Annotated in this window: 14 protein-coding genes; 2 read left to right on the top strand and 12 right to left on the bottom strand. The window is 41.4% G+C overall.

Annotation, left to right across the window (positions count from 1 at the left end):
* Positions 1-112: 112 nt before the first annotated feature.
* From Q0A08_RS17970 to dksA, 10 genes are all read right to left on the bottom strand, one after another.
* Positions 113-1,081: a sensor histidine kinase gene (locus Q0A08_RS17970; RefSeq protein ID WP_438462845.1), complete on the bottom strand. Its 969-nt coding sequence runs from the start codon at positions 1,079-1,081 to the stop codon at positions 113-115.
* On the bottom strand, positions 1,078-1,617 hold the full coding sequence (locus tag Q0A08_RS17975; protein WP_438462846.1) for a heme NO-binding domain-containing protein: 540 nt from the start codon (positions 1,615-1,617) through the stop codon (positions 1,078-1,080). Before Q0A08_RS17975 ends, Q0A08_RS17970 begins: the two co-directional genes overlap by 4 nt.
* 138 nt (positions 1,618-1,755) lie before the next feature.
* On the bottom strand, positions 1,756-3,402 hold the full coding sequence (pgi, locus tag Q0A08_RS17980) for a glucose-6-phosphate isomerase (RefSeq protein WP_438462847.1): 1,647 nt from the start codon (positions 3,400-3,402) through the stop codon (positions 1,756-1,758).
* 105 nt (positions 3,403-3,507) lie between these two features.
* A complete protein-coding gene (gene panC, locus Q0A08_RS17985; RefSeq protein WP_438462848.1) occupies positions 3,508-4,362 on the bottom strand; it encodes a pantoate--beta-alanine ligase in 855 nt (284 codons plus the stop codon).
* Positions 4,362-5,186: a 3-methyl-2-oxobutanoate hydroxymethyltransferase gene (gene panB, locus Q0A08_RS17990; protein ID WP_438462849.1), complete on the bottom strand. Its 825-nt coding sequence runs from the start codon at positions 5,184-5,186 to the stop codon at positions 4,362-4,364. Before panB ends, panC begins: the two co-directional genes overlap by 1 nt.
* Positions 5,187-5,210: 24 nt before the next feature.
* Positions 5,211-5,687, bottom strand: coding sequence for a 2-amino-4-hydroxy-6-hydroxymethyldihydropteridine diphosphokinase (gene folK / locus Q0A08_RS17995; protein ID WP_438462850.1), 477 nt, complete (start codon positions 5,685-5,687; stop codon positions 5,211-5,213).
* Positions 5,680-7,113, bottom strand: a complete 1,434-nt coding sequence (pcnB, locus tag Q0A08_RS18000) for a polynucleotide adenylyltransferase PcnB (RefSeq protein ID WP_438462851.1) — start codon at positions 7,111-7,113, stop codon at positions 5,680-5,682. Before pcnB ends, folK begins: the two co-directional genes overlap by 8 nt.
* Positions 7,114-7,615: 502 nt before the next feature.
* Positions 7,616-9,028 carry a sigma-54 interaction domain-containing protein gene (locus tag Q0A08_RS18005; protein ID WP_438462852.1) on the bottom strand — a complete coding sequence of 471 codons (1,413 nt, stop codon included), beginning with the start codon at positions 9,026-9,028 and terminating at the stop codon, positions 7,616-7,618.
* 73 nt (positions 9,029-9,101) lie between these two features.
* Complete coding sequence (gene gluQRS, locus Q0A08_RS18010) at positions 9,102-9,947, bottom strand: tRNA glutamyl-Q(34) synthetase GluQRS (protein WP_438462853.1); 846 nt, start codon at positions 9,945-9,947, stop codon at positions 9,102-9,104.
* A 31-nt stretch (positions 9,948-9,978) separates the two neighbouring features.
* Positions 9,979-10,413, bottom strand: coding sequence for an RNA polymerase-binding protein DksA (gene dksA / locus Q0A08_RS18015; RefSeq protein ID WP_438462854.1), 435 nt, complete (start codon positions 10,411-10,413; stop codon positions 9,979-9,981).
* 185 nt (positions 10,414-10,598) lie between these two features.
* Here dksA and Q0A08_RS18020 point away from each other — a divergent pair, with 185 nt between their 5' ends.
* Complete coding sequence (locus Q0A08_RS18020) at positions 10,599-11,768, top strand: aminotransferase class I/II-fold pyridoxal phosphate-dependent enzyme (RefSeq protein WP_438462855.1); 1,170 nt, start codon at positions 10,599-10,601, stop codon at positions 11,766-11,768.
* A gap of 109 nt (positions 11,769-11,877) precedes the next feature.
* The gene (locus Q0A08_RS18025; RefSeq protein WP_438462856.1) at positions 11,878-12,306 is read left to right on the top strand and encodes an RDD family protein; all 429 of its coding nucleotides are present in this window, start codon (positions 11,878-11,880) and stop codon (positions 12,304-12,306) included.
* Positions 12,307-12,394: 88 nt separating this feature from the next.
* On the opposite strand, the gene lptG is transcribed toward Q0A08_RS18025, so the two are convergent.
* Positions 12,395-13,456 (bottom strand): LPS export ABC transporter permease LptG, encoded by a 1,062-nt coding sequence (gene lptG, locus Q0A08_RS18030; RefSeq protein ID WP_438462857.1) that lies wholly within the window; start codon positions 13,454-13,456, stop codon positions 12,395-12,397.
* Complete coding sequence (gene lptF, locus Q0A08_RS18035; protein WP_438462859.1) at positions 13,453-14,580, bottom strand: LPS export ABC transporter permease LptF; 1,128 nt, start codon at positions 14,578-14,580, stop codon at positions 13,453-13,455. The genes lptG and lptF overlap by 4 nt, the downstream gene beginning before the upstream one ends.
* Positions 14,581-14,595 lie beyond the last annotated feature (15 nt).

The raw sequence follows: 14,595 nt of genomic DNA on the forward strand, positions 1-14,595 counted from the left end.
TAAGGATGATTAATGACGTCTCAGTTAGTCTTGATGTTGTTACTAACTGAGAAATTAATCTTCTCTTTGTTATGCCAGAAAAAATAATCAGTTGGTAAAGTTTACTTTCTTTTTATTCTTTAGATGTGGGTAATTCGAGTATGAATTCAGTTCCTTTACCTAAATCGCTGCTAATGTTTATATCGCCTTTATGATCTTTAACAATTTTGTAACTGATATATAGCCCAAGTCCAGTGCCTTGGCCAACGGTTTTAGTAGTGAAGAAAGGGTCGAAAATTTTTTCAAAGTGCTCAGGCTTAATACCTTTGCCCGTGTCTTTGATTTTGATGTAAGTGGTCTTAGCGTCTTGTGTTGTGCTGATACTTAATACTTTTTCTTCTCTTGCTTCCATTGCATGAATAGCGTTTTGAAGTAAGTTGAGGAATACTTGATTCAACTCTCCTAAATTACACCAAACAGGCTGTTTAGCTTGTAAATCAAAATAGACCTGACAATTGGAATTTTTAACTTGATGGTTGATGATTTTAAGTGTGCTTTCTAGGCTGCTATTGATATCAACATGGTCCCAATCTTCGTCATGTATTCTCGAAAAGTGTTGTAGGTTCTGAACAATATTGGTAACCCTTTCTAAGCCATCATGGGTATCTTCAAATAAATTTTTAAAATCAGATGAAATATAATCTAGATCTTTTTCATCAATAAGCTTTGTTAGTAAAAGGCGCTTTTCATCAGAGATACCTGATCCCTGTAAATTGCTTTCAACTGCTTTATAAAGGCAAAACATGGCTTGCCAGTAGCTTTCAAGCATCTCCAAATTACTATTTACAAAGGCTAAAGGGTTGTTGATTTCGTGGGCGACACCTGCTGAAAGTAAGCCAATAGAAGCCAGCTTTTCATTTTTTACCATGGCACTTTGCTGGGTAATCAGTTCTTCATGTTTTGCTTTTAGCTCATTGTTAGCATCAGAGAGTTGCTGATTACTCAGGTACAGCTCTCTTGATTTATTCTCAAGCAGCTGTTCGGCTTCTAAGCGAGCCATCTTTTCTCGGGTATAGGCTCTTTTATAAGCATCATCACTCATAAGTATTCAATCTCTAAGTCGCAGAAGTCTGAACCTTCATGCATACAGGTTTCATGTTTGATCTTAATCGGCTGTTCAAAGTAGCTTGATGCACCTCTGATGAGCCCCTCAGCTAATGGACATAGCTTTCTTGGTGAGCGATAGCGCATGGTCATCTTGCCAGAATCATGATCGAAGCACTCAATATGTGGAAGGTTAGGGTCAACATAGAGTTTGCTGACCTCAACGTGAATAATAGAGTCGATACTTTTAAGAAAACTATCTAGCGTTGTTTGATTCTCCATCAGTACCTTATGGCGATTCACTAACTTAGTAAATAGGTATTCACCAAAAGCAGCCACAACGACTTCACTGGGTTGTTGTAACTTCTCACAAATAATCTGAACAAATTGAAAAATAGTTTCGTCAGCATAACTTTGGCCAGCAATAAAGATGCCCTCATGCTTGTCGGCGGCGTCTAAAATCTCATTCCAGACTTCCATGCCGTAGTTATCTTCAACCATTTCTTCGAGAATATTAAAAATGACGCCCTTCATACCTCTCTCCTTTTCTTTTAAAGATAGAAGTTAAGTGAGCATTTGGGAATAGGTTAAATCGTGTAAATTTGTATTATTTAATTGATTTGGAAATAAAAAAGCCAGCATAAAGCTGGCTTTTTGACACTCTAACTTAACTTATTTCTGATTAGCTTTAAACGCAGCTATCAAGGCTTGAGTCGAGCTGTCTAGAGAATCGTTAGCTTGATCGGAAGCTAGACGGTTGTAGATATCAGTACCTAGTACTTTACCTAGCTCGACACCCCACTGATCAAATGAGTTAATTCCCCAGATTGTGCCTTGAACAAAGGTTTTTTGCTCATAAAGAGCAATCAAAGCACCAACCGTTTTTGGCGTCATTTTTTCAGTCAGTAAGGTATTGCTAGGGCGATTACCTTGAATCACCTTATGAGGGGCGATCTTAGCAATATCCGCATCATTACAGCCGGACTCTTTTAACTCTTGCTCAGCTTGGTTTAAGCTTTTACCTAACATAAGTGCTTGAGATTGACTTAAGCAATTAGCAAATAGTTGAGCATGGTGGTCTGCAACAGGGTTATGGCTTGTTAGCGGTGCAATAAAATCAACAGGAATAAGGCGAGTGCCTTGATGTAATAGCTGATGATAAGCATGCTGGCCGTTAGTGCCTGCACCACCCCAAATAATCGGGCCAGTATTAATATCTACCTTGTCACCATTTAAGAAGTTAGCCTTACCATTACTTTCCATATCCAGTTGCTGAATATGCGCAGGTAGTGCTCTTAGGTAGTGGTCATATGGAATTAAGGCATGGGATTGAGCATCATAAAAATTGCTATACCAAACACCTAATAAGCCCATGATAACAGGAAGGTTTTGTTCGTATGGGGCACTTTGAAAGTGTTCGTCCATGTCATTGGCTCCTTCAAGCAATTGCTCAAAGTTGTCCATGCCCACAGCGAGAGCAATAGGTAAACCGATTGCCGACCAAAGTGAGTAGCGACCCCCCACCCAATCCCACATAGGGAAGATGTTCTCTTCAGCAATACCAAAGGCAACGGCTTTTTTAACGTTAGAGCTAACTGCAGCAAAATGACGATGCACTTCAGACTCTGGACCGCCATTCTCTAAGAACCATGCTCGGGCTGCGTTGGCATTGTAAAGGGTTTCTAAAGTACCAAAGGATTTAGATGAAATCAGAAATAAGGTGGTTTCAGGGTTTAGCTGTGCGAGCTTCCCAGTGATGTCTGAACCATCAATGTTAGCAACAAAATGCACTTTAAGACCTGTATCAGCATAAGGTGTTAATGCTTCAGTAACCACTTTAGGGCCAAGATAAGATCCACCAATGCCAATAGAAACAACATCGGTAATTGCCTTGTCACTAAAACCGTGCCATTGCTCAGACGTTAGTTGGGCAACAAAGTCTTTCATTTGAGCCAAAGTCGCACGAACTTCATCCAATACATTTGTGCCATTAACCATAAGACTGGTTTGCTTATGGCTTGCACGCAAAGCGGTGTGAAGCACAGAACGGTTTTCTGTGTTGTTTATCTCAGCACCGCTGAAAAGCGCTTCGGTTGCTTCTTTTAGACCGGCTTCTTCAGCTAATTTTGTTAGTAATGAAAGTGTTTCTTGGGTGGCTCTGTTTTTAGAAAAGTCCAAAGTCCAACCTGCGCCTGTTGCGCAAAATTCTTTTGCTCTATTTGGATTTTCTTGAAACAAGTTTGACATATTGAGTTCTGTCAAAGTGTTGTGATGACTTGTAAGTGCTTGCCAAGCTGGCAAACGAACCGGTGACCCCATGCTAATCTCCTACTTTATAAGTGGATAAGCTATACCCAGTTATCCTGTTGGTATTGAATTCTGAAAACCCTATTAAGATTAAATACCAACTAGATGACAAAGGTATTAGTTATCTAAGTCGATTTGAATATTGTCGATCAAACGCGCACTACCAAGGTAAGCTGCGATTAAAATGACCAACTTGCTTTCTTCCTCTGAGGGTGTCAATAAGTTCGCTCGTGAGCGGATTTCAAAATAATCACGTATGAATCCTGCTGCTTCGAGCTTTTGCTGTGCTTGTTCACGAATATCTTCGACGGATATTTTCTTTTGTTTGAGAGCGCCTACTGCCCACAAAGCGGTTTGATACAAGACAGGTGCAATACGTCTTTCTTCTGTGGAAAGGTAGCCATTGCGAGAGCTCAAGGCGAGACCGTCATCTGCACGGGCAATTTCTTCGCCTATGATACGTATGCTTGAGCTCAAATCACGCGTCATGTTTTCGATGACCATGAGTTGCTGAAAATCTTTGGTGCCAAAAATAGCGCAATCAGGGTGAACCATATTGAATAATTTGGTTACAACGGTTGCCACGCCCACAAAGTGTCCTGGACGGCTAGCACCACATAAAATATCGGAAATACCTGATACTTCTATTTGAGTTTGACTGCGACGACCATCAGGGTACATTTCTAACGCATCGGGTGCGAATAAAAAGTCACAGCCATTTGCTTCTAATAAAGCTTGATCTTCTTTTAACGTTTTTGGGTATCTTTCTAAATCTTCATTGGCAGAAAACTGCATAGGATTTACAAAGATGGAAGACACCACCACATCTGCTTCTTTAGTCGCACGGCGAATTAGGCTCATATGACCGTCATGTAAATTGCCCATTGTGGGTACAAAAGCAATTTTCTTGTCGGCTAATCTAATGCTTTTTAATGCGCTTCTAAGTTCGGCAACTGTGTGTATGGTTTTCATTATTCGAAACTATGCTCTTGGGCTGGGAAAATTTGGTTTTTAACTTCATCTACATAGGCTTCAAAAGCCATTTGGATAGAGCGTTCACCAATTAAAAAGTTCTTAACAAAGCGAGGACGACGACCTAGGTTAATGCCTAGCATGTCATGTAGTACAAGTACTTGTCCGTCTGTATGTGGGCCTGCGCCTATACCGATAGTTGGTACATCTACGGTTTCTGTAATATCTTTGGCGAGGTCTGTCGGAATGCACTCATATAATAAAATATCAGCGCCAGCTTCTACTAGTTCAATGGATTCTTGTTTGATTGTTTGCGCAGCACTGTCACCACGGCCCTGTACTTTGTAACCACCAAACTTATGTACGGATTGAGGTGTTAAACCTAGATGAGCACAAACTGGAATACCACGCTGGGAAAGCAAGCGGACTGTGTCGCATAACCAGCTGCCACCTTCTAGTTTTACCATGCTGGCACCTGCCTGCATCAAGCGTGCGGCATTATCAAGCGCTTGCTCTGGCTTACTGTAACTCATGAATGGCATGTCGCTAAGAATGAAGGCATTAGTATTGCCGCGTTTTACTGCCGCAATGTGATAACACATATCGTCCATAGAAACGGGTAGGGTGCTATCTTGACCTTGAATAACCATGCCAAGTGAGTCGCCAACTAAGATGGTTTCTACACCAGCTTCATTCATCACGTGGGTAAACGTGGCATCGTAGGATGTTAGACAGCTGAACTTCTCACCGTTTTGTTTCATCTCTTGCAAACGACTCAGGGTAACTGGACGCGACAATGATTTTTTCGAGGTATCAGAATACATATGTGCTCTTCCTAAATAACATTTTTACAGCGAGATAAGGTCAGAAGTATCTAAACTTGAGAGCTGCTCGGTCACAGTGCAGCCGTTATGTAATAGCATTTCTGGCACTAAATCTGCCATAGGTTTAATGACGAATCCGCGCTCAAGCATGAAAGGGTGAGGCACGGTTAGTCTATCCATGTCTATTTTATCGTTATTGTATTTTAATAAATCCAGATCAAGGGTTCTGGGCCCCCAATGGCGCTCGCGCACCCTATGCTGACTATTCTCAATGGCTTGTAAAGCATCCAGCAATGGAATAGGTGCTAATGACGTTGTGATAATTGCAACGGCATTAACATAATCTGGTTGGTCTTGAGGGCCAACAGGCTTACTAGAGTAAAACTCTGACAGTGTTACTTTAGTAATCTCTGCATGTTGCTCTAGCTGAGTGATGGCTTGTTGAAGTTGCTCCATTGGAGTGTTGAGATTACTACCCAAACCAATAAAAGCCTCATTCATTGTCAATTTCCTTCCTCGGCTTAGCATTGTCCGTTTTGCTTTTTGTGCGACGTTTAGGGCGGCGCTTTCTTGGGCCTTTTTCGTCAGTTTTCTTGGTATCAGCAAGCGTGATCAGATCACGGCGTTGCTTTTCACTCGCGTCTTGGAAAGCTTGCCACCATTCGCCTAGATTACCACTTTCGTAGCCGCTTTCTTCTCGTATCAATAAAAAGTCAAATGCCGCTCTAAAACGAGCGTGTTGTTCTAAAATGTAAGCTCGTTTGCCAAAGCGTTTAGGTAAACGATACTGCAGATCCCATATTTCACGCATAGGAGTAGAGAAGCGGCGAGGAATGGACGTTGCTGTTACTTGATTATCTAAGACTAAAGACGCCGCTTGATGTAATGCAGGTGTTGCAGGTAACCCTTGAGCCATAAATTCTTCATGGCGAAAGAGTACTTTAGGCCAGAGTAAGAAGGCGTATAAGAAATAAGGCGCTGTCGTTTTACCTTCCGCAATACGTTTGTCTGTATTGATAAGACCCTGCAGAATGAACTTTTCTGGATCGATATCATTTCGACGCCATTTACTAACCAGTAATTCATCTGTTTCAGGGAATAGGTAACGGAATAAACCATATTCACGTAGTAACTTATAGGTGGTTTCACCATTGCCACTGCCGAGCAACTTGAGAACTTCTTCAAATAAACGAGCAGGAGGAATGTGATCGAGCAAGTGTGCCATTTCTTTAATTGGGGCAGCTGTTTCCGCTTCAATTTCAAAGCCCAACTTAGCAGCAAAGCGGATTGCTCTAAGCATACGAACAGGATCTTCTTGGTATCTTAATCTAGCATCACCAATGATACGTACCTGCTGCGCAGCAATATCTTCTAAACCTCCGCAATAGTCGTGAATGCTAAAATCACTGATATCGTAATAAAGTGCGTTGAAGGTAAAGTCGCGACGTTCAGCATCTTGTTCTATGTCGCCAAAGATATTATCACGCAAAATCATGCCATGAGCCGAACGTGCAGAATCATTCTGCTTGTCATTGGTGTTCGCGCTTTGATCTTGGTTTGCCGTTGCTCTAAAAGTAGATACTTCGATTATTTCTCGACCGAATGTGACATGAACAAGGCGGAATCGTCGACCAATTAAGCGAGAGTTTGAGAATAAAGCATGCACTTCTTCTGGTGTGGCATTGGTAACCACATCAAAATCTTTCGGCGCTAAATCAATAAGGTGATCTCGAATACAACCGCCAACTAAAAATGCATCAAAGCCAGCTTTATTTAGGCGATAAAGTACTTTTACCGCATTAGGGCTTAGGTTCTTTCGTGACAGAGTATGATCTGAACGAGCTATGATTAAAGGATATTCTTGCGCGTTTTTGGGGGTGAAAAGGTCAGTTGCCTTTCGAACCAGAGACTTAAAACTTGTCAGCATTAGAGTACAAATTATTCAATTAAAGAAAGTGAGTATTCTACACGGGAAAACGAATTTATTACACAGGCTTGCTAGAGGGGATTTGTTAAAACAAAATAATTGCTTTGGATACATGAAGATATTAATTCCGAAAACAAAGTTGGTGCTGCTGCTGCAGTTCTACTCAAGTTTTATTTTTATTTTTGCAATGTTTTCATTGCCCGAAGGCTGACATATCAAAAAAAATCAATTATCCAAAGCAATTTTTCTTTCCCTGACCTCAGGTTTTATTTTTGTTTTAAGAGGTCAGAGTGTTCCAAGATTTTATTTTTATTTTAGGAACCTACACTCGATGATTAACTTATTATTATTATGGGTCAATCTTATTATCGTTGTGATCACTATAAGGCATTTGTTGTGCCAGTTTTTATATCTTGTTGAAAAGTAACGATTTTTATTTTTAAAGGGCAAAAAAGTGATTTTTTAAAGATTTTTTCATGTTTCTTTTGGTATCAAGTGTTACTTAAGGTGTTACTTTTCTTTGTATTCCAAGTTTTTGCCTTCTTTCCCATAAACTTTTTCGAGAAATCCCCAAACTTAAGGCTAGTTGAGTTTCTGTCATTTTGCCTTGATTATGAGAAACAAAGCTTCTCAAATAGTCGTCAAGACTGGTTCCTTTGAGTGAGAACTGAGTTTCTGGGTTGGTGTTTGCTATGCTTTCTGCAGTGTTTTGAGCGTTAGGAAGCAAAGGGTTTGCTTGGCTCTTGTGAAGTTTTAGGGCATCTGGATCGAGAAAGTCGTCACTGAGAATAACGGCCCTCTCAATGGCATTTTCTAACTCCCTAACATTACCTGGCCAGTTATGAGCTACGATGGCTTGATCAAATGCTTCTGTGTAAGTGAATTCGGATTTGTTGTGTCTTTGGCAAACTTTAGTTACTAAAGACTGGCAGATTAAACTGATATCTCGCCCTCTGTCTCTTAAAGGCGGTAAAAGTACTTCCATTACATAAAGGCGGTAATATAAATCTTCTCGGAAGAGGCCGTCAGCAACCATTTGGCGCAGGTCTCTGTGGGTTGCTGTTACTAATCTTATGTCTACCTTAGATGATTGCGTTGCACCTACACGTCTTATTTCTCCTTCTTGTAGCACCCTCAAAAGTCGAGCTTGTGCTTCTATGGGTAGTTCACCTATTTCGTCCAAGAATAGCGTACCGTTATCAGCAGCTGCAATGAGGCCATCCCTAGTTGAAGCTGCTCCGGTAAATGCGCCTTTTTCATGACCAAATAACTCTGATTCTATTAGGCTTTCTGGGATGGCTGCACAGTTAACACTGATCATGTCTTCATTGCTGCGCTCACTTAAGTCATGAATTGCCTGTGCGACTAATTCTTTACCTGTGCCTGATTCTCCTCGCACCAGTACGGTGACATCCGTACAAGCAATTTTTTCTAGGTCTTTAAATAGTTGTTTCATCGGTGGGCTGTTACCTATGAGGCGCCTAAAAGGGGCTGCTTGAGGTTTGCCACTTTGTTTTTTTGATTTTGTATTAACGGATGTATTCGGTGTTAAAAGGTTTGCTTGCACCTGTTTATTGATGGTCGCGAGTGTTTTCTCTAATAAGGTTTCTGGGTCCGTAGGCAGTGGTAGGTAATATTTGATGTCCGCTGCCATCAGGCTTACCGCTTTATTCAAGCTAGGTTTGTCATCAAGCACTATGATAGGGCAAGGTGCAAGTGTATTCGCTTCGTGCTGATAGTCTGAATTTAGACAATCTTGAATAATGAAAGCAGCATCAAAGCTGGATACTTGGTAATAACTTTTGGCTTGTTCAATCGAATTGGCTTCAGAAATAAGAAAGTCACTCTGTTGCAGCCAATTGGCTATGTCGTTGAAATAGGGAGTATTGTTATGAATGAACAGGATGTGTTTCATTGAGTATCACCATTAACTACTGATGTCACCATTATACACACAGCTTGACGCTGGGCTAGCTGGCTTTTCGGGTTTAGGTTTGAGCTTGAAAAACAGCTTTAAGGGACCAGTTTTGAATGGCGAAATGCATTGCTTCAGTGAGGTTGTTTGAGGTCGGGATGGTTTGGTTTAAATGTTTGAGTGCTAATTTAAATGTGGTGATATCGGCTTTTTTTATTGCAGGCGCATGGTTTTGCTTGCTGAGCTTCAAGTCGTGCTCATTTTTGACTAATGGAATATGGCAGTAATCTGGTAGCGTCCAACCAAAGGTTTGCAATAAATCTATCTGGGCCGCTGTTGTCTCAAGCAAATCTGTCCCTCTGACTATCTGATTTACCCCTTGAATATGGTCATCTATGACAACTGCCAGTAAATAAGCATAATCAAGATCTTTGCGCCTAATGATACTGTGTCCAATTTGCTTGAGTGGATTTTGAGTTTGTTGGCCCATAAGCCGATCAACAAAAGATATGTCATCTGAAGTTGATAGAAAGCGCCATGAGTGTGCTTGCTCGGTATTTGAGTTGCAAATCTTGGTGTGCTTGCCTTGGGTTTGTTTTAACGCTTGTCGAGTGCATTGGCAAGGAAAGGCTTTATTGGCTTCGATTAGATGGGATAGGTGCTTTTGATAAATGTCAGTTTGCTGGCTTTGATATATGACGGTTTCATCACTACTCATATGGTAGCTAGAGAGGGTATCTATAATGTCCTGGCTGTGAGCAGGTTTACAGCGTTGGCTGTCGACATCTTCGATACGTAAAAGCCATTTGCCGCCATTGTGCTTGGCGTCAAGATAACTGGCTAACGCACTAACGAGTGAGCCAAGATGCAGTGGGCCGGATGGTGAAGGTGCAAACCGGCCTACATACGAAGAGTGCATAATCAAATATAGAGCTAGTAGCTAGAAGAAATTAGCTACCAGTCTGTTTTTCTTTGATCTCAGCTAACGTTTTGCAGTCGATGCAAAGAGTCGCTGTTGGTCTTGCTTCTAGGCGTCGTATGCCTATTTCGATGCCGCAGTGATTACAGAAACCATAGTCATCTTCATCAATTAGCTCGATAGTCTGATTGATTTTTTTCACTAGCTTACGTTCGCGATCGCGAGTACGTAGCTCAAGACTAAACTCTTCTTCTTGGCTGGCTCTATCATTAGGGTCAGCGTAGTTAACCGCTTCTTCTTTTAGATGGCTAACAGTACGATCCACTTCTTCCATTAGATTTTGCTTCCAGTTAAGCAAAATATTTCTAAAATGGTCTAACTGTTGCTCGTTCATGTACTCTTCACCTTCCTTCGCTTCGTAAGGGGTGAAGTCTTTCATTAACGACTCAGAACTCATATCTGGCATATGCAGCGCCTCACTTCGCAGGTAATCCGTGTGGTAACCTGTACATATATTTTTTGGGTGGTGTTTATTGCGGCCGGAAACTTACCAAATTATTTGCAATGAAACCACTTATTTAATGGCTTTTTTAGTAAGTGAATGCAATAAAGCAACCAGTTAAGTTTATTAATTATGTTAAGAGAGTATAGATGAATCAATTGGCGAACCGTGTTGAGCAAATTTCTCCCTTTCAAGTCATGGCTATATTGGGACGTGCAAAAGAAATTCAAGCCCAAGGCGTTGATGTAATTCATTTAGAGGTGGGAGAGCCTGATTTTGTGGCGTCTGAGGCGGTAAAAAAGGCCGGTGTAGGTGCGATTGAGCAAGGATTAACGGGCTACACTTCTGCGACAGGGTTGCCGCAGTTAAAGCAAAAGATTGCTCGGCATTATTTGAATAAGTATCAAATTGAGGTTAATCCTAACCGTATTATTGTTACCCCAGGTGCGTCAGGGGCATTACAGCTGCTTGCTAGTCTCATGGTAGATGCGGGTAAAAATGTGCTTATGCCTGACCCTTGCTATCCTTGTAATCGGCATTTCTTGATTCAAGTGGGGGCGAAGGCAAACTTGATAGCGACCCAGCCTCAACACGATTTTGAAATTCCCATTGAAGATATTAAAACTCATTGGAATGATCAAAGTGCTGGTCTTTGGTTGGCTTCACCTGCCAACCCTACAGGGGCGGTGCTTTCTAAAAACTATTTGCAAGCGGCGCTTGATGAAGTGAATCAATTAGGTGGCCACCTAATGGTGGATGAGATTTACCAAGGTTTGGTATATCAAGGAGAAGACTTTACCGCCTTGTCCTTATCTGATGATATTTTTGTTATTAATAGCTTTTCAAAATATTTTGCCATGACGGGTTGGCGTTTGGGTTGGGTTGTCGTACCTGAATGGGCTATTGAGGGCGCAACTAAACTGGCGCAGAACTTCTTTATTTCAGCGCCTACTGTTTCTCAATATGCCGCACTAGATGCTTTTTCCGACACATCAATGCAAGAGTTTGAAAGACGTCGAGGTGAGTTAGATTTAAGGCGTCAGCTACTGCTGACAGGCTTAAGTGAAATGGGATTGACACCAGCTGTGCCTGCTCAAGGGGCTTTTTATATTTACGTTGATGTCTCATCTATTACAGATAATGCAATGGACTGGTGTCTTGCTTTATTAGAAGCGGAAGGCGTTGCACTGACACCCGGCGCTGATTTTGGCGTTGAAGAAGCACATAAATATGTTCGTTTTGCTTATACCTGTGATTTAGACCGACTGAAAGAGGCCTTGGCTAGAATCAAGCGATTTATGTCTATTGGGTCACAATAAGAATTAAATTCAGGTGAATACAAGAAAATAGCTTGAATGGTTTGAGGGGGAGCGGGCATTATTGCCCCTCTCTCAATTTGAGCTAGTTTAAATTAGGAAAAATGAGTTAATGAATCAAGTGCAAGTGGTTTTGTGGCGTCGTCTCGCAGCGGCTGTTTACGATAGTATTATTTTATTAGCGCTTTATTTTGTGGCGACTCTTGCTGCTGTCATGTTGAATGATGGTGAAGCAGTAGAAGGTCCGATCTTTTTTTGGGTGCTGCTATTTATCAGTTGGGCATTTTTTGTGAAGTTTTGGTGCGCACCAGGTCAGACCTTGGGGATGCAAGTTTGGAAAGTTAAAGTCGTCAATGAAAGAGGTGGCCCTTTAACGGCTAAACAAGCCAGTGCTCGCATGGTGTTTGCTATTTTGTCTTGGGCAGTATTTGGTTTGGGGTTTTTATGGTCATTGTTTGATAAAGAAGGCCTGACTTGGCACGATAAGTTAAGTCAAAGTCGACTTGTCTTTATCGATCATAAAAAACAGAAGAACGGCTAATAGCGAATCTTTTAGGTAAAATCTAGCCGGCAGAGTGTCGAATTTTAGTAAGGACCACATTGATTTATGTGGCCCTTTTTTGTGCTTGTTACTTAGCTCGCTTGAGTTGAATTGTCCCTATGATAAGACAGATAGCGATAGGGATGAGTACACCCAGTAGTGGCTGGAAATCCGCAGCTAAGCTCATGCGACCAAAGAGGTTAAGGCCATTCTGGAATACGATGCCTATAATGACACCTGAGAAAATACGGCTGCCCATGGTCGATGAACGTAGTGGGCCGAATACACTTGATAAAGCAATAATAACCAAGGCAATTGAAGCAAGAGGTCTAAGGGCTTTGGTCCAAAACTCTAACTGATAACGGGAAGTGTTAAGTTCCTGATCTTCAAGGTAGGTTTGATAAGATAGAGATTGACTTAAGGATAAGGTCTCGGGTTCTTGTGTGGCTAAATATAAGTGCTCTGGCTTGAATTCCATCTTCCAGTCTTTCTGCTCTAGCTCAACGGATTCAACTCTATCCTCAAAGAATAAGGTGCTTTTAACTGAGTTTAATATCCAGTTATCTCCATCGGCATAATGAACCGTTTTAGCAAATTGTGTGTTCGTTAGCATTTGCTCTTCAGATGTGAATATTTGCATATCATAAAGCGTGCCTTCTTTATCTGCTGCTCCAATGTAAATGTAGCTATTATCGGACCTTAACCAAACCCCACCTGCGATAATGTTCTCTGAGGTGCGCTGTTTTCTCAGTTTTTCAATAAGGTCTGCTTTTTGATCTGCATCGGGTGCGACAAACTCTGAAATGCCTACGCCAACTAACGAGATGATTAAGATAGGTTTAATGGCAGACCAGCCAATACGCCAAATAGGAATGCCGGCAGCTCGAATAACGGTAAGCTCAGATGTGGTAGCAAGCGCTCCTAGGCCAACTAGAGTGCCTATCAATGAAGCGATAGGTATGTATTCGGCGAACTTGCCTGGCAGCCTTAGAACAAGTACCTCTAATAAGTTTGATATGGTGTAAAACTCATTAATTTTTTTGACTTGTTCGATAAAGGTTAGGGCGTAATCTAGGCCTAATAAAACAAATGCGACAGCAAAAAAAGACCAGACAACGCCTTTGCCTATATAAGAGTCAAGTTGCTTCATGCTGATTGTTTACCTGTGCCAGAGAGGTTTGATTTAGGGCTTGTGACCTTTTTTTTCTGGAAGAGTTTAACCTCATTAAAATTTAAGAATAAAAAGGCGGCGATAAAACCAAAGATACCATGAATCCACCAAAGGCCAATTTCACTCGGAATCCTGCCTTTTTCTAGGGCAGTTCGACCCCAAATCATCATGCCTAGATAAAGGATCATGAGAATAATTGCAGGTAACATTTTAAAGAAGCGGCCTTGTCTTGGGTTTACCTGACTCAAGGCGGTACCAATAATCGCTAAAATAGGAATCATGATGATAAGGCTGATGCGCCATTGCCACTCGGCTTGGTCCTTAAGATCATCACTGGCCCAAATTTCATGGGAGGGTTTTGTGCTTGGATTATTGATGGCAAACGTATCACTTTCGTCCATTAAGACCGCATAAGTGTCAAACAGAGTCACCTTGTAATCTTTTTCACCTGGGGTGCCTTCAAAACGGCTACCATTTTTAAAGACAAGGTAAGTACTGCCATCTTCTAGCTTAAGTTGTTCTGCGTGGGTTGCTAAAGTTTGAGTGGGAACTCTTTTACCGTCTACCACAGCTGTATTGGAAATGAATACATCCTTCATCCAGCCTTCCTCTTGCGTTAATTCAGCTACATAGGTGGTATTGAAACCTTTTCCTTGAAACCGACCGGGTTGGATAAAGTCAAAAACAGTCAATTGATTTTGCTCTTGCTCAGCAAGCTTTGATTGATACTCACTGGTAGGGGCGAGCCAAAGGCTAATAAAGCCATTCAATAGTGTCGCAATAAAAGCGATACCTAAGGTGTAAAGCATGAGTTTGACTTTACTGATGCCACAGGCGAATAAAATAGACATCTCGTTTTCTATATAAAGTCTGCCATACGCGAGTAGCAAAGATAAGAAAAAGGAGAGAGGGATGATAATTTGTAAAAAGCTCGGAATATGGAACCCAAGAATGATGAAAAGAAATTCAAATGACATTTTTCCTTCAGCTGCACGGCCTAAATAACTGACGAAACGACCACTGGCTATAATTAATAAAAGAATAAAACTGACGGCCATGGTTGACACCAACACTTCTTTCGCCAAGTATCTGAATAATTTCAAACGTACCTCATTAAG

This window comes from Marinomonas sp. PE14-40, assembly GCF_051623805.1.
GTDB lineage: Bacteria > Pseudomonadota > Gammaproteobacteria > Pseudomonadales > Marinomonadaceae > Marinomonas.

Bases quoted from the DNA above. Each gene is read 5' to 3' on its own strand.
- Q0A08_RS17970 (WP_438462845.1), bottom strand. From the start codon at position 1,081: ATGAGTGATGATGCTTATAAAAGAGCCTATACCCGAGAAAAGATGGCT.
- Q0A08_RS17975 (WP_438462846.1), bottom strand. From the start codon at position 1,617: ATGAAGGGCGTCATTTTTAATATTCTCGAAGAAATGGTTGAAGATAAC.
- pgi (WP_438462847.1), bottom strand. From the start codon at position 3,402: ATGGGGTCACCGGTTCGTTTGCCAGCTTGGCAAGCACTTACAAGTCAT.
- panC (WP_438462848.1), bottom strand. From the start codon at position 4,362: ATGAAAACCATACACACAGTTGCCGAACTTAGAAGCGCATTAAAAAGC.
- panB (WP_438462849.1), bottom strand. From the start codon at position 5,186: ATGTATTCTGATACCTCGAAAAAATCATTGTCGCGTCCAGTTACCCTG.
- folK (WP_438462850.1), bottom strand. From the start codon at position 5,687: ATGAATGAGGCTTTTATTGGTTTGGGTAGTAATCTCAACACTCCAATG.
- pcnB (WP_438462851.1), bottom strand. From the start codon at position 7,113: ATGCTGACAAGTTTTAAGTCTCTGGTTCGAAAGGCAACTGACCTTTTC.
- Q0A08_RS18005 (WP_438462852.1), bottom strand. From the start codon at position 9,028: ATGAAACACATCCTGTTCATTCATAACAATACTCCCTATTTCAACGAC.
- gluQRS (WP_438462853.1), bottom strand. From the start codon at position 9,947: ATGCACTCTTCGTATGTAGGCCGGTTTGCACCTTCACCATCCGGCCCA.
- dksA (WP_438462854.1), bottom strand. From the start codon at position 10,413: ATGCCAGATATGAGTTCTGAGTCGTTAATGAAAGACTTCACCCCTTAC.
- Q0A08_RS18020 (WP_438462855.1), top strand. From the start codon at position 10,599: ATGAATCAATTGGCGAACCGTGTTGAGCAAATTTCTCCCTTTCAAGTC.
- Q0A08_RS18025 (WP_438462856.1), top strand. From the start codon at position 11,878: ATGAATCAAGTGCAAGTGGTTTTGTGGCGTCGTCTCGCAGCGGCTGTT.
- lptG (WP_438462857.1), bottom strand. From the start codon at position 13,456: ATGAAGCAACTTGACTCTTATATAGGCAAAGGCGTTGTCTGGTCTTTT.